The 23,189-nt window shown below is 73.6% G+C and carries 20 protein-coding genes; 12 read left to right on the top strand and 8 right to left on the bottom strand.

Annotated features, from left to right (window positions below; all coding sequences use genetic code 11):
• Positions 1–158: 158 nt before the first annotated feature.
• A complete protein-coding gene (locus tag ABZZ04_RS14340) occupies positions 159–485 on the top strand; it encodes a hypothetical protein (protein WP_356932499.1) in 327 nt (108 codons plus the stop codon).
• Between the two features lie 183 nt (positions 486–668).
• A complete protein-coding gene (locus ABZZ04_RS14345; protein WP_356932500.1) occupies positions 669–1,670 on the top strand; it encodes a DUF6745 domain-containing protein in 1,002 nt (333 codons plus the stop codon).
• A 55-nt stretch (positions 1,671–1,725) separates the two neighbouring features.
• Here ABZZ04_RS14345 and ABZZ04_RS14350 read toward each other — a convergent pair whose 3' ends face one another.
• Both ABZZ04_RS14350 and ABZZ04_RS14355 read right to left on the bottom strand, forming a co-directional pair.
• The gene (locus ABZZ04_RS14350) at positions 1,726–2,337 is read right to left on the bottom strand and encodes a TetR/AcrR family transcriptional regulator (protein ID WP_356932501.1); all 612 of its coding nucleotides are present in this window, start codon (positions 2,335–2,337) and stop codon (positions 1,726–1,728) included.
• 238 nt (positions 2,338–2,575) lie between these two features.
• Positions 2,576–3,139, bottom strand: a complete 564-nt coding sequence (locus ABZZ04_RS14355) for a carboxymuconolactone decarboxylase family protein (RefSeq protein WP_356932502.1) — start codon at positions 3,137–3,139, stop codon at positions 2,576–2,578.
• 186 nt (positions 3,140–3,325) lie between these two features.
• On the opposite strand from ABZZ04_RS14355, the gene ABZZ04_RS14360 reads away from it, so the two are divergent.
• On the top strand, positions 3,326–3,766 hold the full coding sequence (locus ABZZ04_RS14360; protein WP_356932503.1) for a PPOX class F420-dependent oxidoreductase: 441 nt from the start codon (positions 3,326–3,328) through the stop codon (positions 3,764–3,766).
• 111 nt (positions 3,767–3,877) lie between these two features.
• Positions 3,878–5,077 (top strand): MBL fold metallo-hydrolase, encoded by a 1,200-nt coding sequence (locus ABZZ04_RS14365; RefSeq protein ID WP_356932504.1) that lies wholly within the window; start codon positions 3,878–3,880, stop codon positions 5,075–5,077.
• A 28-nt stretch (positions 5,078–5,105) separates the two neighbouring features.
• Here the strand turns inward: ABZZ04_RS14365 and ABZZ04_RS14370 are convergent, their stop codons facing one another.
• A complete protein-coding gene (locus ABZZ04_RS14370) occupies positions 5,106–5,846 on the bottom strand; it encodes a response regulator transcription factor (RefSeq protein WP_356932505.1) in 741 nt (246 codons plus the stop codon).
• Positions 5,843–7,153, bottom strand: a complete 1,311-nt coding sequence (locus tag ABZZ04_RS14375) for a histidine kinase (protein ID WP_356932506.1) — start codon at positions 7,151–7,153, stop codon at positions 5,843–5,845. Before ABZZ04_RS14375 ends, ABZZ04_RS14370 begins: the two co-directional genes overlap by 4 nt.
• A 217-nt stretch (positions 7,154–7,370) precedes the next feature.
• On the opposite strand from ABZZ04_RS14375, the gene ABZZ04_RS14380 reads away from it, so the two are divergent.
• From ABZZ04_RS14380 to ABZZ04_RS14415, 8 genes are all read left to right on the top strand, one after another.
• Positions 7,371–8,078, top strand: coding sequence for an ABC transporter ATP-binding protein (locus ABZZ04_RS14380; RefSeq protein ID WP_356932507.1), 708 nt, complete (start codon positions 7,371–7,373; stop codon positions 8,076–8,078).
• The gene (locus tag ABZZ04_RS14385; RefSeq protein ID WP_356932508.1) at positions 8,075–10,426 is read left to right on the top strand and encodes an FtsX-like permease family protein; all 2,352 of its coding nucleotides are present in this window, start codon (positions 8,075–8,077) and stop codon (positions 10,424–10,426) included. The genes ABZZ04_RS14380 and ABZZ04_RS14385 overlap by 4 nt, the downstream gene beginning before the upstream one ends.
• A gap of 213 nt (positions 10,427–10,639) precedes the next feature.
• Positions 10,640–11,065 (top strand): hypothetical protein, encoded by a 426-nt coding sequence (locus ABZZ04_RS14390; RefSeq protein ID WP_356932509.1) that lies wholly within the window; start codon positions 10,640–10,642, stop codon positions 11,063–11,065.
• Positions 11,066–11,478: 413 nt separating this feature from the next.
• Complete coding sequence (locus tag ABZZ04_RS14395) at positions 11,479–13,422, top strand: ATP-binding protein (protein WP_356932510.1); 1,944 nt, start codon at positions 11,479–11,481, stop codon at positions 13,420–13,422.
• Between the two features lie 7 nt (positions 13,423–13,429).
• A complete protein-coding gene (locus tag ABZZ04_RS14400) occupies positions 13,430–13,864 on the top strand; it encodes a roadblock/LC7 domain-containing protein (protein ID WP_148840873.1) in 435 nt (144 codons plus the stop codon).
• 2 nt (positions 13,865–13,866) lie between these two features.
• Entirely contained in the window at positions 13,867–14,238 is a 372-nt protein-coding gene (locus tag ABZZ04_RS14405; RefSeq protein WP_356932511.1) for a DUF742 domain-containing protein, read from the top strand.
• Positions 14,239–14,797: 559 nt separating this feature from the next.
• Complete coding sequence (locus ABZZ04_RS14410; protein ID WP_356932558.1) at positions 14,798–15,358, top strand: ATP/GTP-binding protein; 561 nt, start codon at positions 14,798–14,800, stop codon at positions 15,356–15,358.
• Entirely contained in the window at positions 15,355–15,942 is a 588-nt protein-coding gene (locus tag ABZZ04_RS14415) for a GAF domain-containing protein (protein WP_356932512.1), read from the top strand. The genes ABZZ04_RS14410 and ABZZ04_RS14415 overlap by 4 nt, the downstream gene beginning before the upstream one ends.
• A 96-nt stretch (positions 15,943–16,038) precedes the next feature.
• On the opposite strand, the gene ABZZ04_RS14420 is transcribed toward ABZZ04_RS14415, so the two are convergent.
• The 4 genes from ABZZ04_RS14420 to ABZZ04_RS14435 all read right to left on the bottom strand — a co-directional run bounded on the left by ABZZ04_RS14420 (position 16,039) and on the right by ABZZ04_RS14435 (position 23,152).
• Entirely contained in the window at positions 16,039–17,949 is a 1,911-nt protein-coding gene (locus ABZZ04_RS14420) for a DUF2264 domain-containing protein (protein ID WP_356932513.1), read from the bottom strand.
• A 36-nt stretch (positions 17,950–17,985) separates the two neighbouring features.
• Entirely contained in the window at positions 17,986–20,421 is a 2,436-nt protein-coding gene (locus ABZZ04_RS14425; RefSeq protein WP_356932514.1) for a polysaccharide lyase 8 family protein, read from the bottom strand.
• Positions 20,422–20,443: 22 nt separating this feature from the next.
• Positions 20,444–21,820 (bottom strand): M60 family metallopeptidase, encoded by a 1,377-nt coding sequence (locus ABZZ04_RS14430; protein WP_356932515.1) that lies wholly within the window; start codon positions 21,818–21,820, stop codon positions 20,444–20,446.
• A gap of 237 nt (positions 21,821–22,057) precedes the next feature.
• Positions 22,058–23,152: a LacI family DNA-binding transcriptional regulator gene (locus tag ABZZ04_RS14435; protein WP_356932559.1), complete on the bottom strand. Its 1,095-nt coding sequence runs from the start codon at positions 23,150–23,152 to the stop codon at positions 22,058–22,060.
• Positions 23,153–23,189 lie beyond the last annotated feature (37 nt).

The following is a 23,189-nucleotide window of genomic DNA, read 5'->3' on the forward strand; positions in this document are numbered from 1 at the left end:
CCACGGTCCGGGAGACCGGCGGAATGGCTGCGGGACAGCCGGTCGCGGCGCCATCCGACCCCTGGGCCACGACCGTCGGACCCCTCGATGTCAGACCCCCGTCGTAGCGTTTTCTGCGTGGCCGGCACAGCGGGTGCGGCCATCGAGGGGAGACGTCTGTGTACCGGCAGGGCGATGTACTGATCATGTCGTTGGAGGAGTCGGAGGTGCCCGCGCAGCTCCTGGAGGCCCCGGGTGAGCCGAGGGACGCCCGGGGCCGCATGGTCCTCGCGCTGGGTGAGGTCACCGGCCACGCCCACGCCATCCAGGGGCCGGGCCGGCTGATGCGCGAGGCGGGGGCCTTCGGACCGATGCTGCTCCATCTCCCCGAGGGCGGACGGGTGGTGCACGAGGAGCACGCGACGATACCGCTGCCGAAGGGCTGGTACCGGGTGGTGCGCCAGCGGGAGTACGCGCCGGGAGCGGTCCGCATCGTCGCGGACTGACGCGCCGGGAAACGGCCCGGGGCACGGCGGCGCACCGGATCACCGCAGCGCGCCGCGCATCACGCACCACTCGCAGGACGCTCCGCGCGCAGCCGCTGCGCACGGACGCACAGACACACGAATACGCAGACACGCGGATACGCGGATACGCGAACACACGGAATCAGGGGACGGGGAAGACTGATGCAGTACGTGGACTCATGGCGGACCGTGGCGGCGGCGACGGGCACGGCGGACCGGGCCGCGGCCGAGGACGGGCTGCGGCTCGCCTACCGCAGCGCGGGGCTCGCCGAGCCGGAGCGGATCGTCTGGGTCGAATCGCCCCGGGCCGCGGTGGAGGCCGTCGAGAAGCTGGTGGACGCCGGCCGCTCGGTGCGCGACGAGGTGCGGACCCGGCCCTGGGCGCAGGAGCGCCGCCGGATGTACGACGAACTGGGCCCGGCGGGCTGGTCCGCCCTGTGGTCCGCGACGGGGGCACAGCTGTGGGAGACCACGGCGGCGCTCGCCGACCGGATCCGGGCCGGGGTCGTCGCGGACCTCGCGAAGCGCCCGGAGGACGAGTCCGACGTCCGGCTGGTGCTGCTCGACGCCGTCCTCGGCCAGCACGACGCGGCCTGGCTCGCGGCCTTCGACGGCCGGGGCGACCGGCTGAACGGCCTGGCCGAGGTGGCCAGGAACGCGGGCTGGTGGTGGCCCTACGAGCGCGCCGTGGTGATCAGCGAGCGACCGCAGGCACTGCACCGGGACGAGGCGGGGCGGCTCGACCGGGGGGACGGTCCCGCACTCGCCTACGCCGACGGCTTCGCCCTCCACGCCTGGCGCGGCATGCCGGTGCCCGCCGAGTTCCTCGACGAGCTCAACGCGCTGACCCCGAAGCGGATACGCGAGGAGGAGAACGCCGAACTGCGCCGCGTGATGCTGGAGTTCTACGGCTACGACCGCTACCTGAGCGAGTCGGGTGCCGAGCCGGTGCACCGGGACGAGACCGGTGTCCTCTGGCGGATCGCGCTGGCCGGCGACGAGGACGTGGTGATGGTCGAGGTGGTCAACTCCACTCCCGAGCCGGACGGGACGCACCGCGTCTACTGGCTCCGGGTGCCGCCGGGCACACGGACCGCGAAGGCGGGAGTGGCCTGGACCTTCGGGGTCGGGAGCGAGGAGTACGCGCCCCTGCAGCAGACCTGACCCCCAGTCGGTTGGACGGATCGCCGCCCCGCGCACGACGGGGCGGGCCGTCGGGTCAGGCCGTCAGCGTCGCGCGGTCGATGCCGAGTTCGCGGGCGAGCGCCTCTTCGGTCCAGGCCAGCATCGTGGTGCGGGAGAGCGGGCCCGCGTACGAGATCATCTGCACGGCCAGGCCGTCCAGCAGGGCGGTCAGCCGCCAGGCCGTCGACATGGGGTCGTCGCACTGGAACTCACCGGCGGCGGCGCCCTCTTCGATGACCTCGGCCAGCTCCGCCTTCCACTGCTGGTCGAGATCGCCGGCCACGTTGCGCAGCGCCGGATCGCGCAGCGAACCGGCCCAGCCCTCGATCCACAGCCGCCAGCCCTTGGCCTGCCCCGTCGGGGCGTACCAGCGGACGGCGGCGCGCAGCCGGCGCACCGCGCTCGTGCGCCGGCCCAACAGCTTGCGCAGATGGGCGAGATCGGCCTCGGCGGCATGGGCGAAGGCCGCCGCGACCAGCTTCTCCTTGGTCGAGAAGTGATAGAGCACGAGCGCGTTGCTCACACCGAGCACGGAGGCGACATCGGCGATCCGGACCGCCGCGACCCCCCGCACCTCGATCTGCTCGACGGCAGCGCGCAGGAGCTCTTCGCGTCGTTCCGCCACGCTCAACCGCACTCTTGCCACGGCGTCACCCTAACGAATATGCCTCCGGCGGGAAGAGCGGGGGCGCGGCCGTGTCCGGCTCCGTCCCGGTTCGGCCGAGCCCCGGGCCCCGGACCTGCGCCGACACCTCCGCCCTCGTTCTGGTCGCCCCCGCCCTTGCCCGCCCTCGCCTCCGTACGCGCCGGATGCCGCGGCGACAGGGCTCCGGTCGGTCGATCGACCGACCGACCGGCCGGAGCGACTGCGGCGACCGCGGCGGTCAGAGCCGCGCGGGGCGTTCGAGGTCGCACCGGTCCTTGAAGCCCTGGCTGGTCAGACCGAGCGCGGAATTGGTCCGAGAACGCATGTTCTCCAACGCGACCATGGTGGTGAGCTCGACGAACGCCTCCTCGCCCAGCACGGTCCGCAACCGCTCCGCCAACTCGTCACCGACCTCGGGCGGGGTGACGCTCATGCCCTCCGCGTACTCCATGACGTCGCGCTCCAGCGGGGTGTACGCCTCGCTCTCCCGCCACACCGGCACATCGCGCAGCTTGCGCGGGTCCATGCCGTGGCGGTGGTTCTCCCAGTAGCCGAAGTCCAGGCACCAGCTGCAACCGACCGTGGTCGCCGACGTCATCACGGCCAGCGCCCCGAGCTGCGGGTCGAGCTTCTTCCAGCGGCCCGCGGCCAGCTCGAGACGGACCAGGGACCACAGCACCCCGGTGTGATGGGCGTAGGCCCGTACGGGGTCGACCACCTTGCCGTACGTGCGCTTCGAGTACCACGAAACGGCACGGAACAGCAGGGTGCGGGGCGGGTCGAGCGATATGCGGGTGGTCATGTCCGTTCTCCTTCGAATACGAATTCCGAATACGGCTTCGATACGGCGTGGACGCCGCCCGGCGGAGCCGTGGGACGCCGCGGGCGGGCCGCTCACACCGATGCGACGGATGACGGCACCGCGGATGTGACACGGGATGTCACCGGAAAGCGGAATCCTGCGGCGGGCACGGACGTTGGTTCCGGCATGACGGGATTCGACGCACGGCAGGAAGCACTGCTCGGGCTGCTCGCCGAGGAGAACGGCGGAGTGCTCGTGACACTCGGGCAGGACGGCAGGCCCCAGCTGTCCAATGTCAATCACTTCTACTATCCGCAGGAGCGCATCGTCCGCGTCTCGATCACCGACGGCCGGGTGAAGACCAGGAACCTCCGCCGCGACCCGCGGGCGAGCTACCACGTCACCAGCGCGGACCGCTGGGCGTGGACGGTGGTGGACGCCACCGCCGAGCTGTCCCCGGTCGCCGCCGGACCGCACGACGCGACGGTGGAGGAGCTGATCACGCTCTACCGCGACGTCCAGGGCGAACACCCCGACTGGGACGACTACCGCGCGGCGATGGTCCGGGACCGGCGCGTCGTCCTGCGACTGCGCATCGAGCACGTGTACGGGCAGCCGCGTGGCTGACGCGGCCCGGCCGGGCCGCCGCCCCGTACGGCGCTTCGCCGGCCGTTCCGTTCCCGCACTGCGGTACCCCCTCCCCATAATGGGACAAGACCGACCCTCTCAGGAGATGCTGTGACCGGCGCCGATCCCTTGCCTCCGCTGCGCACCCGACTGCGTGCGCAGCGTCCCCTCGCCTTCGGCGCGGATCCGGACGGTGCCCGGATGGAGCGCATCCGCCGCTCGCCCAACTTCGCCGACGGCGTCTTCCAGAACCCGGTGGGGGCGCGGACCAGGCCCTCCGGTTCCACCCTGGAGTTCGCCAAGGTCTACTTCCGCAAGGAGGAGCGGGCGCGCCGGGCACCGTCCGGCACCGTGCCCGTCCACGCCACCACCTACGCCGATCTCGCCGAGCCGCCCGCCACGGGGCTGCGACTCACCTGGATGGGCCACTCCAGCGTGCTCGCCGAAATCGACGGCCGCCGGGTGCTCTTCGACCCGGTGTGGGGCGAACGCTGTTCGCCCTTCGCCTTCGCCGGGCCCCGGCGGCTGCATCCCGTGCCGCTGCCGCTCGCCGCGCTCGGGCCGGTGGACGCGGTGGTGATCTCCCACGACCACTACGACCACCTCGACCTGCCGACGGTCCGGTCCCTCGCGGGCACGGGCACGGTCTTCGTCGTCCCGCTCGGGGTCGGTGCCCATCTGGAACGGTGGGGCGTGTCCCCGGACCGGATGCGCGAGCTGGACTGGAACGAGACCACGCAGGTCGCCGGGATCGGCCTCACCGCCACCCCGGCCCGGCACTTCTGCGGCCGCGGCCTGCGCAACCAGCAGCACACGCTCTGGGCGTCCTGGGTCGTCGCGGGGCCCGAGCACCGGATCTACCACAGCGGGGACACGGGCTACTTCCCCGGCTTCGCGGAGATCGGTGCCGCGCACGGCCCGTTCGACGCGACGATGATCCAGATCGGCGCGTACTCCGAGTACTGGCCCGACATCCACATGACGCCGGCCGAGGGCATGCGGGCCCACCTGGACCTCCAGGGCGGCAGACCGCTCGGCGCGATGCTCCCCATCCACTGGGGCACCTTCAACCTGGCTCCGCACGCCTGGGCGGAGCCGGGGGAGTGGACGAAGGACGCGGCCGAGGAGGCGGGCCAGGCGGTGGCGCTGCCCCGTCCCGGCGAGCCGTTCGAGCCCGCCGGGAAGCTGCCCTCCGACCCCTGGTGGCGCGGGGTGTCCCACCCGATCGCCCGCCCGTGGCGTCGGCCCCGGCGGGCCGGGGCGGTCGCCGAACCGCGCAGCGACGACCTCGACCTCGCGGGCGGGCGGTGACGCCGGTCCGCACGGTGCGGCGTCCGGTCTACTCCTGTTCGGCGGACAGCCGGCCGGCCCCGGGCGTGCCCGCGCTGACCAGCCCCGTCTCGTAGGCGACGATGACGGCCTGGACACGGTCCCGCAGCCGGAGCTTGGCGAGGATGCGGGCGACGTGGGTCTTGACGGTCGTCTCGGCCAGATGGAGGCGGGTGGCGAGTTCGGCGTTGCTCAGTCCTCGGGCGAGCAGGCCGAGGACCTCCAGTTCGCGCGGCGTGAGCGAGGCGAGGTCGCGGTGGAGGGCGGAGGCGTCGCTGCCGTGCCGTGCGAACCGCTGCACGAGGCGGCGGGTGATGGCGGGCGCGAGGAGGGCGTCGCCGGTACGGACCGTGCGCACGGCCGAGGTCAGCTGCTCGGGGGTGACGTCCTTGAGGAGGAATCCGCTGGCCCCGGCGGACAGGGCCGCGTACACGTACCGGTCGAGGTCGAAGGTCGTCAGGACGACGACGCGGGGTTCGCCGGGAGGCGGGGCCTCCCCTGCTCGAACGGAGTCGGGGGCCCGGGGAGCGGCGAGGATGCGGCGGGTGGCCTCCAGACCGTCCATCTCCGGCATCCGGATGTCCATCAGGACCACGTCGGGACGGGTGCGGCGGACCGCTTCGACCGCTTCGGCCCCGTTGGTCGCCTCGGCGACGACGTCGATGCCGTCGGCGCCGAGGATCATCCGGAATCCGGTGCGGACCAGGGTCTGGTCGTCGACCAGGAGGACCCGCGGCGGCTGCTCGGTCACGGTGCCTCCAGGGGGATCAGGGCTTCCACACGGTAGCCGCCGGTCAGGCGCCGTCCGGTGCTCAGGGTTCCGTCGTAGACGGCGAGACGTTCGCGCAGGCCGATGAGGCCCCGGCCGTTTCCGGTGGCCGCGCCCGCGTCCGGGCGCCCACCGGTGTCGGTGACCTCCACCCGGAGCCGTTCCGGTCCGTACTCGACGGTCACGCGGGCGGTGGCCCCGGACGCGTGCTTCATGGTGTTGGTCAGGGCCTCCTGGACCACTCGGTAGACGGCGAGCCCGATGCCGGGCGGGAGTTCGCCGGGCGGGCCGGTCACGGTCATGTCGACCGGCAGGCCGGCGTCCCGTACGCGCCCCACGAGCATGTCCAGCTGGTCCGGGCCGGGCTGCGGGGTCAGCTCCGTGCCCGCGTCGGTCAAGTCCCCTTCCCCGTCCGCCGGTTCGCCGTCCCCGGCCATGGTGAGCAGGCCCATGACGTGCCGCAGTTCGGTCATGGCCGCCCGACCGCCGGCCTCGACGGCGAGCAGGGCCTCACCGGCCTGCTCGGGGGCGGTTCTCATGATCTTGCGGGCTGCACCGGCCTGAATGACCATCACGCTGACGTTGTGCGTGACGACGTCGTGCAGTTCGCGGGCGATCCGCGCGCGTTCGTGCTCGACCGCCCGGCGCAGTGTCTCGGCCTGTTCGCGTTCCAGGGCGGCGAGCCGGGTCCGCCCCTCGTCGGTGCGGAGTTTCCAGGTACGGAGGCCGAGGGCGGCCCCGGCCATCGGGACCAGGATCAGCAGGACGACGTACTCGTTGGGGACGACCGGTGTCACCGAGTTCCCCGAGGTGCTGACCAGGAGGACCGACACGGGCAGGGCCGCCAGGGTCGCCGTCCGGTACGGGCTGAACACGGCCGCGCTGTAGACGGCGATGACGAACGCGTAGAAGGTCAGCCGCAGGACGCTCTGCGGCGTCGCGAGCGTCGCGGCCGTCACGACGCACAGCACGGCGAGCGGAAAGCGGCGGCGCAGCGCCAGGGCGCCCGAGGCGACGGCCGCGAGGGTCACCATGAGGACCAGGCCGCCGGTACCGGACGGCCGCGGGTTCGCGACCCGCACACCGGGCGCGATCTCGCGCACCACGACGTTGCCGACGTTGTCGACGCCGTAGTAGACGGTGGCGATCCCGAGGACCAGCGCCAGCAGTACGTCGAACTGCCGGGCGCGCCGGGTGAGCCGCAGCGGCGGACCGGTCGGCACCCTGGCGTCGCGGACCGCCCGACGGACCGGGACCGCCGGCCACGCCGACGTCGTACGTACGTTCATCACCGGCTCATTGTCGCCGCCGCACGGCTCCCCGGAGTCCGCCCCGGCGGTCGGTTTCCGGCGCCCGCGTACATCGGGCGCCTACATCGCGGGGATGACGTCCGGGCGGCTCGTTCCGATGCGGTACGGCAAAGGGCCCGGGCGGTCGACGCGCGGGGGCCGGGCCTGCTCCTAGCGTCCACGGAGTCCGATGCCCATGTCGAAGGAGCCCATTCCCATGACCACGCCGATGATCGAACTGCGCGAGGTGAGCCGGCGGTACGACGACGGCCCGCCCGCGCTGCGACACGTGTCGCTGACCGTGCGGAGCGGCGAGGCCGTCGCCGTCCTCGGCCCTTCAGGCAGCGGCAAGTCCACCCTGCTCAACCTGCTCGCGGGCCTGGACCGGCCGGACACCGGGACCGTCACCGTGGCCGGGGTGCGCGTGGACGGACTGGACGAGACCGGGGCGGCGCTGCACCGGCGGAACAGGGTCGGCATGGTCTTCCAGTTCTTCAACCTGCTCGACGACCTCACGGTCGCCGACAACGTCGTGCTGCCCGCGCGGCTCGCGGGCATGGGCCGTGCGGAGGCGGACCGGCGCGCGGCGGAGCTCCTGGAGAACCTCGGCATCGACCGGCACGCCCGCGCCCACCCGGGGCGGCTGTCCGGCGGAGAGCGCCAACGCGTCGCGGTGGCACGGGCGTTGATGAACCGGCCGCCGCTGCTCCTGGCCGACGAACCGACCGGGGCCCTGGACACGGCCGCGGGACAGGACGTCAGCAAGCTGCTCGCCGACCTCAACGCCGAGGGCCAGACCGTCGTCGTGGTCACCCACGACCTCGCACTGGCCCGCTCCTGCACCAGCCGTACGGTCGGGATCGCCGACGGCCGGATCACCGAGGACGTCCCGTCGCGGAACCTCGCCCCGGAGACCGCCCGATGAGCGCGCTCGGCAGGGTGGTGCGTTCGGGGGTGGGACGGCGCCGGGTGCAGACGCTGGTGATCGGACTCACCACGATGATGGCGGTGGCCGCCTCCGTCCTAGGAGGGTCGCTCCTCGTGGTCTCCGGCGCGCCCTTCGACGACGCCTTCGCCCGGCAGCACGGCGCACACCTGTCCGTCCGGTTCGACGCGCGCGAGGTGAGCGCCGCACAGCTGACGCGGTCCAAGGACGCCGAAGGGGTCAGCGGCGCGGCCGGTCCCTTCCGCACGGCCACGGTCACCCCGCGGGCCGACGCGGCGGGCCCCGGCTGGCCGATGACCGTGGCCGGGCGTTCCGGTCCCGGCCGTGACGTGGACGAGGTGGCGCTGACCGAGGGACGGTGGCCCACCCGCTCCGGTGAGATCGTGCTGTCCGCCGACTCCCCGCAGATCCCGACCCCGGGCAGGAGGATCGCCTTCCCCGGGCTGCCCGGGGAGCCGACGCTGACGGTGGTCGGAGTCGCCCGCTCGGTCACCCGGACCGCGGACGCCTGGGTGCTCCCGTCCCAGATGCCCGCACTCACCGCCTCCGGCAGCGGCGGTTACCAGATGCTCTACCGCTTCACCTCGGCGAACAGCGCGGCGCGGATCGCCGCGGGCAACAGGGCCGTGACGGCGTCCCTCCCGGCGGGTGCGGTCGTCGGCGACCAGTCCTGGCTCACCGTCAGGAAGGACGCCGAGCGCGAAACCGCCCTCTACGTCCCGTTCCTCGCCGCGTTCGGCGCGCTGGGCCTGGTCATGTCGGTGCTCGTCGTCGGCAACGTCATCGCCTCGGCCGTCGGCATGGGAACGCGTCGCATCGGCATCCTCAAGGCCGTCGGTTTCACCCCGGCCCAGGTCGTGCGCGCCTACGTGGGCCAGGCACTGGTCCCGGCCGCCGCCGGGACGGTCCTCGGCGTGCTCGCCGGGCACCTGCTCGCCGTCCCCGTGCTGGCCGAGGCCGAGGAGGTGTACGGCACCTCGTCCCTGGCCGTCGAGCCACGGGTCGACCTGGCGGTGGTCGCCGGGATGCTCGGCCTGGTGGCGGCGACGGCGTGGGCGAGTGCCCGGCGGGCGGGCCGGCTGCGTACGGCCGACGCGCTCCTCGCGGGGCGCAGCGCGTCCGCGGGGCGCGGCCGGTGGGCGGCGCGCCTGGCCGGACGGCTGCCGCTGCCGCGCCCGGTCGCCCTGGGCCTGACCCGGCCCTTCGCACGGCCCGCCCGTGCGCTGGCCATGGGCGCGGCGATCCTGTTCGGCACCGTCGCCGTCACCTTCACCGTGGGGATGGGCTCCTCGCTCGGCCGGGTGATGGAGGCCAAGGCGCACGACGTCGCCGACGTGGTCGTACCCGCGCCCATGCCGGACTTCGGACCCCGGGGCCCCGGTCCCGGGGAGCGGCGGCCCGGGACCGATCCGGCCGCGGTCGCCGCGGCCGTCCGGTCCGCCGACGGCACCGGGAGGTACTACCGCGCCACGACGGTCCGGGCGACCTTGGCCGGTCCGACCGGCATCGTCGACGTGACCGCCTTCACCGGCGACGCCTCCTGGGGCGGCTACACGATGGTCTCGGGCCGCTGGTTCGACGAGCCGGGCGAGGCCGTGGTCCCCACCCCCTTCCTGGCCGCCACCGGCAGCCGCGTCGGCGACACCGTCACCCTCGGCGGTCTGGCCCGGCCGGTCACGGTCCGGATCGTCGGCGAGGTCCTCGACCCCCGCAACGACGGCATGCAGGTCTTCGTCGACGCCCCGACCCTCACGGCCGCACGCCCCGACCCGACGGACACGAGCCATCACATCGAGGTTGCCCCGGGCACCGACGTGTCCGCCTACGTCACCGCCCTGAACAAGGCCCTGGCGCCGCTGGGGGCCACCGCACGGACCGGCGCGCTCCACGGCGGCAGCGACATGGCCGCCACCCTCGACGCGCTGTCCGCGACCCTCACGCTGATGCTCGTCGCCGTGGCCGCGCTCGGCGTGCTCAACGGCGTACTGCTCGACACCCGCGAGCGCGTCCGGGAGCTCGGTGTGCACAAGGCCCTGGGCATGACTCCCCGGCAGACCGTCGCGATGGTCCTCACCTCGGTCCTCGTGACCGGACTCGCCGCGGGCGCGCTGGGCGTGCCGCTCGGCGTGGCGCTGCACGCCCAGGTCCTCCCGGCCATGGGCGACAGCGTGGGGCTCCGCCTCCCCGGCTCAGTCATGGCCGTCCACGGCTGGGGAGAGTCGCTGGTGCTCGCACTCGGCGGCCTGCTCATCGCCGTCCTGGGCGCGCTCCTGCCCGCCTGCTGGGCCGCCAGGACCCGGACCGCCACGGCCCTGCGCACCGAATAGGGGCGGGGCCGGGACGCATGGCTCCGGTGCCTGTGGCCCGGACTTCCGCCGACGTGGTCTCAGGGGGAGCGGAGTGCGGTGCGGGGGCCCGGCAATGATGAGGGCAGGATTGTGCAGGCGCACGGCTCACCACTGCCGGAGAAGACCGGCAACTCGCCGTCGAAGGGAGAACTCGTGGCGCGGATCGTCCGGCGGCAAGGCGTGGAAGCGTTTGTGGGATATCACGCGTTCGGGTTGCAGGAATCCGACGATGCGGACCTGCCGGTCGCTTTCCTGGACGAGTTCGACTTCGGCTCCTTTCTCGTCGCCCGCCCCGGGCGTCTGGACATCACCAGTGGCGGCCACACCCACACCGCAACGGTGGACGTCGAGGTGTGGGACGGTACTCCGCCCCCGCAGGATCCGGCCGACTGGGACGAACAGGCCGAGGCCGGCTTCGACTCCACCAGCGGACGACTGGCGGTCTGGTCCATGCACACGGGCCGGACGGACGACGTCGTGCTGGCGGACTCGGGTGGCTCCTGGCGGGTCCGGGTCGGTTGCGCCGGCCGGGCAGAGGCCGCTGCCCTGTCGGCGGGCGACGGCACCGGAGCCGGGGTGGAGCGCTACCTCGTCCAGTTCTGGCCGGCGGACGCGTAGGCGGGGAGCGCGCCGACGGGGCGGTGGCCCGGTGGCGGTGCGCTCCCGGGGCGGCTCACCGCACCCGGGCGTGGATCACGCATGACGCGGCAGACGGCTCGGTGGGCAGGCCGAGCCGTTCCGTGTGCTCACGGTGCCGCTCCGTTCGGCCGTTCGGGTGGTCGCCGGTCGGGTGCGGATGCGGAGTAATCGGTCTTTCGTGCGAGCTCTCATACCAGAGCGGGACGGATGGCGGGCAAGTTCGACAACTCCCCGCCGCGCCCGTGTGATGGACGACTACCGTGTGTTGCCGGTGATCAACGGTGGGCTCACGAATTCCGAGCCCGCCCGACCGACGAACCGAGCCTGACCGACCACCGTAGGTGCCACCGCATGGATGCCGATTCCTGGTGCCCCACGTACCGAGGACACTGATGTCTCAACTTCGCGCACCTGCAGCGCGACCGGAACGCCGAGAGGGCGGACGGCACGGCCGACCCGGTGCCCGTTCCCACTCGGCCGCGGCCAGACCCCGCGCCGCCCAGCCGTCCCCCGAGACGCGTATACGCCCCCAACTGCTGCGCACCGCGGTGCTGCCGACCGTCGCCGCGGTGCTGAGCGGGGCCGCAGCGGTCATCTTCACCGTCCGCTCCACGGGAGCCGGGCCGTCCACCGCGCTCTGGATCGCCCTGGGCGCGGCCGGTGCGCTCGCGATCGCCGCGGTGCTGGCCGCGTTCCTCGCCGCCAACCGGGTCGCCAACACCGTCTTCGGACGGTGCCTGGCGCTCCGCCGTGCCAGCGTCCAGGGGCAGGCGGAACTGCAGCGCGTGCTGGAGCGGCTCCGCAACGGCGAGCAGGTGCCCGTACGGAAGCCCGCCCCGCCCGTCGCTCCGGGGGGTGACGCCTTCGAGCTGCTCGCCCAGGAGATGGGCCGTCAGCAGGAGGCCGCGGTGGCCTCGGTCGTCGAGGCGTCCCGGCTCGCCGACCACTCCGGCGAGGACCAGAAGGTCGAGGTATTCGTCAACCTCGCCCGGCGGCTGCAGTCGCTCGTGCACCGCGAGATCCAGCTGCTCGACGAGCTGGAGCACGAGGTCGAGGACCCCGACCTGCTCAAGGGCCTCTTCCACGTCGACCACCTGGCCACCCGCATCCGCAGGCACGCCGAGAACCTCGCCGTCCTCGGCGGCGCGGTGTCCCGGCGGCAGTGGAGCAACCCGGTCAGCATGACCGAGGTCCTGCGCTCGGCGATCGCGGAGGTCGAGCAGTACCCGAGGGTCAAGCTCGTGCCGCCGATCGCCGGCACGCTGCGCGGCCACGCCGTGGCGGATGTGATCCACCTGCTGGCCGAACTGGTGGAGAACGCGACCGTCTTCTCCGCCCCGCAGACCCAGGTGCTCCTGCGCGCCCAGCAGGTCACCGCCGGGCTGGCACTGGAGGTGGAGGACCGGGGGCTGGGCCTGCCGGGCAACGAGCAGAAGCGGATGAACGCACTGCTCGCCGACCCCGACCAGGTCAACGTGGCCCGCCTGCTGCAGGACGGCCGGATCGGGCTGTTCGTCGTCGCGTCCCTGGCCCGTCGGCACGGCATCGCGGTCCGGCTGCAGAGCAACATCTACGGAGGCACCCAGGCCGTACTCGTCCTTCCGCAGACCCTGCTGGGAGGGGACGGGGACACCGGGGAGGCGAACGAGGCTGCCCCGGCCCCGCAGCCGGGGGTCGCGCACCACCCGCCGGCCGAGCCCGGCGGCCACCACCGACCGGACCAGGGCCCCGGCCCGTCCCCGGTCCCCGCGCCGGGACCGCAGACGGACACCACCCGCCGGCCGTACGTCCCCGGCCAGCCGCTGCGTCTGCACCAGACGCCCGAGCAGGAACCGGACCGGGGCGAGGCCCCGCCGCTCCCGCTGCGCGCGGACCGGCCCGCCCCGGACGGCCCCCGCCCCGAGGCCGACGCCCCCGGAGCCCCCCGGCCCGAACCCGGGGCGGTGCGCGGCACCATGAGCCGCCCCCAACTGCCCAGGCGCGCCAACCAGGAACACCTGGTACCGCAGCTCAGGGAAGCACCCGCACCGCGCACCGAGGACGAACAGGCCCTGCACGACCCGGGGCTCATGGCGGCCTTCCGCCGGGGCATCGAACTCGCCGAGGCCCGTGCCGAATCCGAGTCCGAGACGGACACCGTCCGGGAACCGGACCCGGCCACCGAGGCGCGGACGGCACCGCAGCCGTGGCAGCCCCGGGCCCCGCTCGAACCGCTGCCGGTACGCGGACGGACCACGGCCGTCACCCCGTACCCGGTCCCCGGCACGACCCCGGGCCCCGGAACGGGCGAGGCTCCGGCCGGCGACCCCCTCGAAACGAACACCTCCAAGGAGTAGATGCACCATGGCGACCGATATGCCGTCCGGTCAGGTCTCGGACCTCGACTGGCTGCTGAGCGGACTGGTCCAGCGCGTCCCGTACACACGCAGTGCGGTTCTCCTCTCCGCCGACGGGCTGGTGAAATCCCTCCATGGCATGGACGCCGACAGCGCCGACCACATGGCGGCGCTGGCGGCCGGCCTGTACTCGCTCGGCCGCAGCGCCGGCGCGCGCTTCGGCGACAGCGGCGAGGTGCGCCAGGTGGTGGTCGAACTCGACTCGACCCTGCTGTTCGTCTCCACCGCCGGCTCCGGCACCTGCCTCGCCGTCCTCGCCGGACGCGAGGCGGACGCGGCGGTGCTCGGCTACGAGATGACGATGCTGGTCAAGAGCGTCCGGCCCTACCTGATGACGCCGACGAGACAAGCGGCCGGCACGCCGAGCCCCACGGGGCTGTGAGGGTGTCGGTCCAGCAGGACGGGCCGCTGCTCGACGACGCGGCGGGCCGGCTGATCCGCCCGTACACCGTGAGCAACGGCCGTACCCGTCCGACGGCCGTGCTCGATCTGCTCTCCCTGGTGATGGCCACGGGCACCGAGCCGCAGATCCACCTCGGCCCCGAGCACTCCGTCGCGCTGGGGCTGTGCGGCGGCCCCACGTCGGTGGCCGAGATCGCCGCCCATCTGCGGCTGCCCGCGGTCGTCACCAAGGTGCTCGTCTCCGACCTGGTCGACTGCGGAGCAGTCACCGCGCACCCGCCCGCCTTCCAAGACATGCCCACCGACCGATCCCTGCTGGAGGCAGTGCTCGATGGCTTACGACGACAGCTCTGACGGCTTCGGCAGCCCCGCCGCGTACGAGAACGACGCAGGCTCCGAGGGCTACGGCGGCCCGCAGGGCTACCCGATGCCGCAGGGCTACGGAACTCCGCAGGCCCACGGGGAGGCCCAGGGGTACGGAGCCCCGCAGGCCCAGGGCTACGGAGCCGCACAGGCCCACGAGGAGGCCCGGGGCTACGGAACTCCGCAGGGCTATGGAGCGCCGCAGGGATACGGCGACCCGCAGTCCTACGGAGAGACCCCGGCCCCCGGGAGCCCGCAGGACTACGGGAGCGGGCAGTACTACGGCGACACGCACCACTACGGGGACGCCCGGGGGCGGGGAAGCACCGGGGCGGAGTTCGGGGCAGTGCCCGCGCAGGGCTCGCCGGACTACGGCACCGGGCCGGACTACGGCACCGGGCCGGACTACGGCACCGGGCCGGGCCACGGCGACGCGCAGGACCACGGAGCCGGACCGGAGCACGGCGGCCACGGTGACGCCCCGGACCCCGCGGACCTCGCCGGTCCCACCGGTCCCGCCGCCTCCGAGGGCTTTCCCGTCGCGCTCAAGGTGCTGGTGGCGGGCGGATTCGGCGTCGGCAAGACCACGTTCGTCGGCGCGGTCAGCGAAATCGCACCGCTGAGCACGGAAGAGCTGCTGACCCAGGTCAGCGCCGCGACCGACAGCCTCGACGGCATCGAGTCCAAGACGTCCACCACCGTGGCGATGGACTTCGGCCGGATCACCCTCGACGAGCAGCACGTGCTCTATCTGTTCGGCACCCCCGGCCAGGAACGTTTCTGGTTCATGTGGGACGAGCTCTCCCAGGGGGCGCTGGGAGCGGTCGTGATCGCGGACACCCGCAGGCTCGCGGACTGCTTCGCCGCCGTCGACTTCTTCGAACGGCGAGGCATCGGATTCATCGTCGCGGTGAACGAGTTCGACGGCGCCTTCCGCTACGCGCCCGAGGAGGTACGCGCCGCGCTCGACCTCGGGCCGGACGTGCCGGTGGTGCTCTGCGACGCCCGGATCGCCAGCTCGGGAACCGGCGCCCTGGTCACCCTGGTCCAGCATCTGATCAACGCCACCTCGGCACCGGCCCCGTTGACCGGTTTCGGGGCCCACCCGTGACCCGGAGCACCACCCGACGGATGCTGCTCACGCCCGCCGACCGCGACGCCCCGGTCCGCACCCGACGACTGCGGACCCTGGGGCTCGGGGAGCGTGCCGACGCGTCCTTCGACAACTTCGACGCCTTCGCCGACAGGGTGGCCGAAGTGACCGACGTGCCCTTCTCGATGGTCAACTTCATCGACGGGAACCGGCAGTTCTTCGCGGGACTGCACACCCCGACCGGCACCCACCGGGGCTCCGACCTCGGGGCCGCGGCCGCGGGCAGCAGCCGCAGCGGCCGGTACGTGGCGCTCGACCGCGGCTACTGCCCCCACGTCGTCGTACGGCGCAAGGCGCTCGTCCTGGAGGACGTCTGCGACTACCCCCGGTTCGCCGGCAACCCGGTCGTCGACGAGATAGGCATCCGCTCCTACCTCGGCGCCCCCCTCATCGACCGCACGGGCGTCGCCCTGGGCGCCGTCTGCGCGGTCGACACGGTGCCCCGCCCATGGGGCAGGGCCGGGCTGGACACCATCAAGTCCCTTGCCAGGGAACTCGTCGGACACATCCACCAGCGGGAGGAGAACGGCATCGGCATCTGAACCGGCACTGCCCGGCCCTCTCCGGCCCGTGGCCGGACCCGCTCGGCCCGGACCACCGGCCGATCCATCCCGATCCGTCCCGCCCGGCGTGCCGCCTCAGACCTCGACCGTCGTACCGTCCAGGAAGGTCAGCACCACCGAGTCCGCCTCCACCCGCACCCGCACCGCGTCGCGCAGCGCCTCCGGATGCACGGTGTCCCGGGACAGGGCGACCAGCGAGACGTGGATGCTGCGACCGCCCGGATGCGGACGGCTGCGCAGATACGGGACCGCGGAATGCGGGCCGTACGCGTTGGACTGGACGTCACGCGCCACGGCGGCTCCCTCGGCGCCACCGTCCCAGCCGTGCAGCGCGATCAGGGCGCTGCTCAGCCCGTCGGCCGTCCGGGCGAGCGCCCAGTCCGGCCCCGACACGGCGAACGGGCTCCGTGCGTGCGCGACCGCGTGACCGCCCTCCCGCACCACCGCCCCCTCGGGTGCCTCGACCCGGTGCACCCGGATCTCCCACGGACCGTGCAGCACGCTCGTCGTCCCGATCCGGTACGCCCGCTCGTCGCCCGGCAGCCGGGCCGCGTACCAGGAAGCGGCGACCCGGTCCGCGCAGCGCAGCGGATGGATGCGGCGGCGCCGCGACGGGGTGCCGTCCGGGGCCACCAGCGCCAGATGCCCGTCGATCGAGCGGGACACCGCGTGCGGGGCGGCCTCCGGAGCCGTCGCCGTCGAGAAGGCGAAACCCGCGTAGTGCGGATCGGCCGTTCCCTCGGCCGGGTCGGCCGTCTCGTCGTACGGCGGATTGTGGTCGCTGCCGTGGTTGATCAGCCGGACGATCCCGTCGTCGCGGGTGCCGTGCAGCAGCCAGCCCGGGGCGGGCAGCGCCGTGTACCGGTCGGACTCCTCGACGGGCAGCGGGAGTTCGCGCGCCGTCCACACCGCATGGTCCGCCGGGAGCAGCAGCCCGAGGAAGCCCTTGCTCGCCCAGTACGGCGAGGCGGGGCCGGAGTACGGCTGGGTGGTCGGCAGGAACGTGTCGTACCAGCCCAGCGTCAGCAGGCCGCGCTCGTCCGGCACCCCGCGCTCCACGAAGTGCCGCATGGTGCCCGAGGCGAGCCGGCGGGTGAGCCCCGGCGCGAGCGGGGTGCAGTCGGCCAGCGCCCCCATCCACACCGGCGCCAGGGCGGCGAACCGGTAGGTCAGCGAACGGCCCTGGTGCACCGGGGCGCCGTCGGATCCGAAGAAGTGCTGGTAGTCCTCCAGGAACCGGCCGAGCCGCTGCCGGTAGACCTCGGTCCTGCCCCCGTCGTCGGTGCCCGCCATCCGCGACCACAACAGCGGGTACAGGTGCATCGCCCAGCCGATGTAGTAGTCGAAGTTCTGGCCGTCGCCGTCGGTGTACCAGCCGTCGCCGACGTACCAGTCCTCGATCCTGTCCAGGTTGCTCTCGATGTCCGACCGGCTGTACGGGGCGCCGACCGAGGCGAGGAACTGCTCGGACACCACCTGGAAGAGCCGCCAGTTGTTGTCCCAGGTGCGCCCGCCGACGAATCCGGAGAACCAGTCGACGACCCGCTCCTGCACCCGGGCGTCCAGCCGGTCCCAGATCCACGGCCGGGTCTCGTGCAGCGCCACCGCGACCGACGCCGCCTCGACCATCTGCTGCGAGCAGTCCGTCAGCTCCGGCCACGCCTCCCCGCTCGCGGGATCCGTGCCGGCCGCCAGCCCCGCCGCGTACCGTTCGACCAGCGCCGGGTCGACCGCCCCGCCCGCGCCCGCGATGCGGCAGGCGGCGAGCAGGAACGACCGGGCGAATCCTTCGAGACCGTCCGAGACGACCCCCGACCAGCTGCCGCGGCCGGGCAGCCGGTACTGGGCGAGGCCGGGGGTCGCGTACGGCACCAGGGCGTCCAGCAGCCGGTCGGCCGTCGCCTCCCAGTGGGCCCTGGTCCAGCCGGTGCGGGAGGACAGGAGCCGGTCGGGCGGCGGCAGGTGCAGATGCGGTGCGACGGACACGGTGGTGCTCCTCGGAATGGGGGGTGCGGGGGCGGATCAGCGGGAAAGCACGGCTCGGTGGGTGTGACCGCGGGAGCCGCCGACGGCGATGGTGAGCACGGGCCTGCGGCCCGGGGCGACGCTCACCGAGGCGTCGGCGTCCACCACCGACCGCACGGGGAACGGCAGCTCGACCGAGAGCGTGGTGAGCGTCCGTCCCGGGTCCGCGACCGCGACGCGGACCCGCCCGCCGTGGTGCTGCACGAGCACCGACGCCGGGCCCGACGCGGTGATCCCGGCGGCCGTCCCGGCACCCCAGAAGTTCACGGCGGTCAGCCCCGCCCGGCGCACCTCCACGGCCTGCGCGGTCGCGTCGTCGGCGACGGTCCGCACCGGCCGGGACCGCGCCCAGGCGGCGGTCGCCGCCGCCGAGGCGCCGGGCAGCAGCACGTAGCAGTAGCGGGCGTCGGCGGGGGAGACGCCGTGGTCCACCCACAGCGTCAGATAGCGGCGGGTGACGGGATCGGTGCTGCCGCCGGTGTCCGCACCGGAGTTGATGTCCCGCCAGGTGCCGGTGCGCTGTTCCCGCAGGGCGTGCAGGGCGGCCCGGTCGGGGAACACATAGCCGCCGACGCCTTCCACGTGTGCCCACCGGGCCCCGTCGAACTCATGGGTCCAGCCCTGCTCGACGGGCTGGCGGAGGCCGTCGACCAGCAGCCGGTGGCGGCCGTCGGCGCCCAGGCTGCGGTTCTCCACGACCGTCTCGATGCGGCGGCCGTCGGTCGACGTGATGCCCGCCCCGAGCGCGATCACCGCGTTGTCCAGCAGGAACCACGACTTCCTGGCCCGCAGCGTGGTGTCGGGGGCACCGAGCACCTCCATCGCGGCCGCCACGTACCTGCCGTCCAGCACGGCACCGCCCGCGACGGCGTTGGACGGGCGGTGGGTGGACGTGCCCGCGCCCGTGCCGAGATCGGCGCGCGGCCGGGTGTCGACCGTGGTGCCGGGCAGCCGGTACGGGTCGACGGTCGGCCAGAAGCCGTCGTTGTACTGCCGCAGGTCGTCGCCGTCGTACAGGTACGTCATGCCGTCGCCGGTGTACCAGCCGTGCAGGTTCTCGCCGTTGCCCGCCTCGTACGCCGAGATCCGCTTCGACGACAGCGACAGCGCGCAGGCCCAGCCGGGGCGGCGGTGCACCACGCGGTCCATGTCGGCGAAGACCGAACTGCCGGTGGTACGGGGCCCGACGGGGACGGTGTCGTCGTTCAGGACGGCCTTGGCCAGGGCGAGTTGGGGCAGGCTCGCGAGGGCCCCGAAGGGGGTGGCGCGGTTGCGGACCAGCCAGCCCTTGACCAGCGCGCGCCAGCGGTCCGCGTACCCGGCGGGGGCGCCGGAGGCCAGGAGCAGGATCGCCGCGAGGGCCGCCGCGCCGTCGCGGTGGTCACCGGCGCGCTCCCGGGAGACCGCCCGGCCGCGCACCGAATCCATCATCAGCCCGTCGAGGACCACCGGGGCGAAGGTCCGCTCGACGGCCTCGTACATCACCGAGACCTTCGGGTCGGTCACCGCCCACTCGGAGCCGGCCAGCAGCGCCAGCAGATGGGCCGTGCCGCTGAGCAGCACGACGCCGTACGTACCGGTGTAGGCGACCACGTCGTGCTGGACGAACGACCCGTCCTCGTAGAACCCGTCCCCCGAAGCGGCGTACCGGAAGAGGCTGTTGCGGCCCGCGTAGCGCACGTCGGACAGCGCGTCGCGGGCCGAGACGAGCTTGCCGGGGTCCCGCCCCAGCAGCCCGCGCAGCGCCACGACGACCGCCTTGTCGGTGCGGTTGGCACCGGTCTCGGCGAGCGCGGGGTGGTTGGTGCGGCGGTCCGCGTCCGGGCAGAACCGGTCGACGACCGCGAGGTAGTCCGCGAGGTCGGCCGCGGGAAGCCGGTCGCGCAGGACGACGGCGCAGTCCATCAGGGCGCGCGGGGCGCCGATCTCCCAGAACCACCAGTTGCCGGTCTCGGGCCTGGTCGGGTTGTACGCGGTGTCGTGGGTGAGGCGCAGCGCCGCGACGAGGGCGTCCGCCACCTCGGCGCTGCCCGCGAGGGAGGTGCCCGCGGTGGCCCAGGCGGTCGCGAGGGTGCGCAGCCGGGTGTAGCTCTGGCCGAAGTTGCCGGGGGCGGTGAGCGGCGCGAGGTCGGACCAGAGCGCGGTGCGTCCCGTGCCGCGGTCGAGGGTGTCCCACAGGCCCCGGGCCGTGGTGTCCAGGGCCGCGACGGCGGTGGCGAGATCGGGGTCGGCGGGGTCGGGGACGCCGCCGGTGAGCAGCGCCTCGGCCCGCTGGAGCAGGGTGTCGAAACCGACGGCCGCCGCCCCGCCGGCCGTCGTCCCGTCGGTCGCCGCCGTGCCGGGGGCGGCCAGGGCGGTGCCGGGCGCGGCCAGCAGTGCGGTGGCGGTGGTGGCGCCGCCCGCCATCAGGAGGGTTCTTCTGCCGATGTCCACGGTGGACTCCTTGTGGTGGCGGTCAGTCGGCCAGGGTGGACGGGTCGACGAGGGGCTTCGGGAGGTCCAGCGCGGCCAGCTCGGCCCGGCCGACGGCGTCGATCGGGAACGCCCAGGTGTTCACGAAGAAGTCCGTCAGGTCGTGGCCGGCGACCCGGCTGGAGTACGTGGCCAGGGCCCGATAGCGCTTCTCGTCCTCCGTGTAGTGGGACTGCGGGTTCTCCTCGCGGACCAGCTTGTGCATCCGGGGCCAGAAGTCCTCGCCGAAGGCCAGCTCCAGCTGGCGCAGCGGAACGAGCTTCTCGTACGCGCCGAAGGACTTCTCGTACGTCAGCCCCGGTGTGCCGAACTTCTGCCGGGCCGACCGGAAGGGGTCGAGACCCGTCTTCGGGTCGACGGTGAGGAGGTTGGAGGGCTGTCCGAGGGTGCGCTGCGCGGCCAGCGAGTAGATGTTGACCGTGACCTCGGTCAGACCGCCGGGCTTGTAGGCGAACTGCTGATGCAGGTGGCCGAGTTCGTGGTACAGGCCCCAGCCGCGGGTCCGGAGTCCCTCCACGGTCGTGGCCCGGTCCAGGTAGGCCCGCGGGAAGCCGTTGTAGCCGTGCGTGGCGTAGGCGCCGACGCCGCTGGGCACCTTGCTGACCTCGGTGAAGTGGTACGGGCCCGCCTTGCGCCGGTGCACCGGCCGCGAACCGTCCAGGCCGCTGATCCGGGCGTGCGACTCGATGATCGTCTCGACCAGTTCGAGCAGTGCCGCGTGGTCCTGGTCCCGGTACAGCAGCGCGCCCTCGCGGGTGAGCGTCATGATCGTGCGCGGCGCGTGGAGCTCCACGTACGGCGACGCGGTGAGCGTGTCCAACTGCCGCTGGTAGTCCGCCTCCGAGGTGCGGCCCAGGGTGAAGACCGGCATGGGCACGGCTCCGGAGCGGAACAGCACGCCCGCCTTCTCGCCGTTCCCGGTCAGGGTGAGGTGGACCGGGCCGCCGTGCGGGTCCGTCACCGTGTTCGCGCCCTCGGTGAGCGGATGGGCGCGGGGCTCGGTGATCCCGCCGTAGTAGTCCCAGGCGCCGATCCAGAGGGTGGGCAGCAGGCCGTCGTGCGCCTGGACCGTCAGGGAGAGGGGCGTGCCGCCGGGGACGTACAGACCGGTGGGCTGGAACTCCGAGCCGCGCAGGGCCTGTCCGAGCCGCAGCCGCTCGGCCTCGGCGGCGGGCCGGGCGGTCACGGTCAGCCCGACCGGGCGAGACCCCCGGTGCCCGGCGGCGGTACCGGCCGTCGAGGCCCGGGCGGTCCCGGCACCGAGCGCGATCGCCGTGCCCGCTCCGGCCACCGCGGCGAGAACCGAACGGCGGCCGACGGGGGAGGGGACGGCGGAAGGAGTGGCGGAGGGCGCCCCCACGGAAGGCGCCACGGAAGACGCCGCGGAAGACGCGGCGGAAGGCGTGACGGAGGAGCCGGCGGATTCGGTGGGCATGCGCATGCGGAACTCTCCCTGCGAACGAGTGAGGGGCAGAAGGCGTGCGGAACGAGTGCTGCTCGGCGCCAGCATGTAAGCGGTTGCTATGGAGAGGCAAGAGGAGGTGGGGAGTTACTGTTATTTTCTATGGCCGACTGCGGACAGGCTGGAAGTAACCGATCACATACCGGTGGACCGGGCGGAACGCGGCGCGACGGAATCGCGTACCACGATGTGGGTGCCGAGCCGCAGCGCGCCCGTGGTGGGCTCGCGCCAGTCGTCCTCGTCCCCGCCGGTCACGGCGAGCCGCACCGCCTGACGGCCCATCTCCTCCAGCGGCACATGGACGGTGGTGAGGCGCGGCCGCAGTTCCTGGGCCACCGGGATGTCGTCGTACCCCACCAGGGACACGTCCTTCGGGATCCGCACCCCGGCCTCCTCCAGCGCCTGCGCCGCACCCGCCGCCACCATGTCGTTGGCGGCGAACACCGCGGTGAAGTCCGGTCCGTCCCGCAGCAGTTCGGCCATCCTCCGGTGGCCGAAGCCGCGGCTGAAGGCGCCGGGGTGCACCAGGTCCGGGTCCGGCGCGATCCCGCGCAGCTCCAGGGCCCGCCGGTGGCCGGCCAGCCGGTCGCGGGTGGTGGAGAGCTTCGGCGGGCCGCCGAGGTAGAGGATCCGCTCGTGCCCCTGCATCAGCAGATGGTCGGTGATGGCGAAGGCGCCGCCCTCGTTGTCGTACTCGACCGCGACGGTCGGGGCCTGCTCGCCCAGCGGCGGCCTGCCGCACAGCACCAGTTTCGATCCGCCCGCGTCCAGTTCGCGGGCCCGGCGGGCCAGTTCGGTGGTGTAGCCGCGGTCCGCGATGGAGCCGCCGACCACGACCACCGCGTCCGCCCTGCGCTCGTGCATCAGGTCGATGAAGGCCAGTTCGCGCTGCGGGTCGCCCTGGGTGCAGCAGACCAGGCAGAGCCGTCCGCCCAGCGCCGCCTCCCGCTCCACCCCGCGCGCGATGTACGCGTAGAACGGGTCGACGACCTCGTTGACGATGATGCCGACGGTGCGGTTGGAGACCCCGGCCAGCGCGCGGGCGTGGGCGTTGACGACGTAGCCGAGCTCGCGCATCGCGGACTCGACCCGCTCCCGGGTCGCCTCCGCGACCGGGTAGTTGCGGTTCAGCACACGGGAGACCGTGGCCGTCGATACGCCCGCGCGCCGCGCGACGTCGGTGACCGTCGCGCGCCGTTGTCCGTCCGCGGCTGTGCTCTGCCGGCGCATCCGGCTCACCCCCTGGAGGCTGTTGTGTGACGCCGAG

The organism is Streptomyces sp. NPDC006435 (assembly GCF_040612315.1).
In the GTDB taxonomy this organism is placed as follows: domain Bacteria; phylum Actinomycetota; class Actinomycetes; order Streptomycetales; family Streptomycetaceae; genus Streptomyces.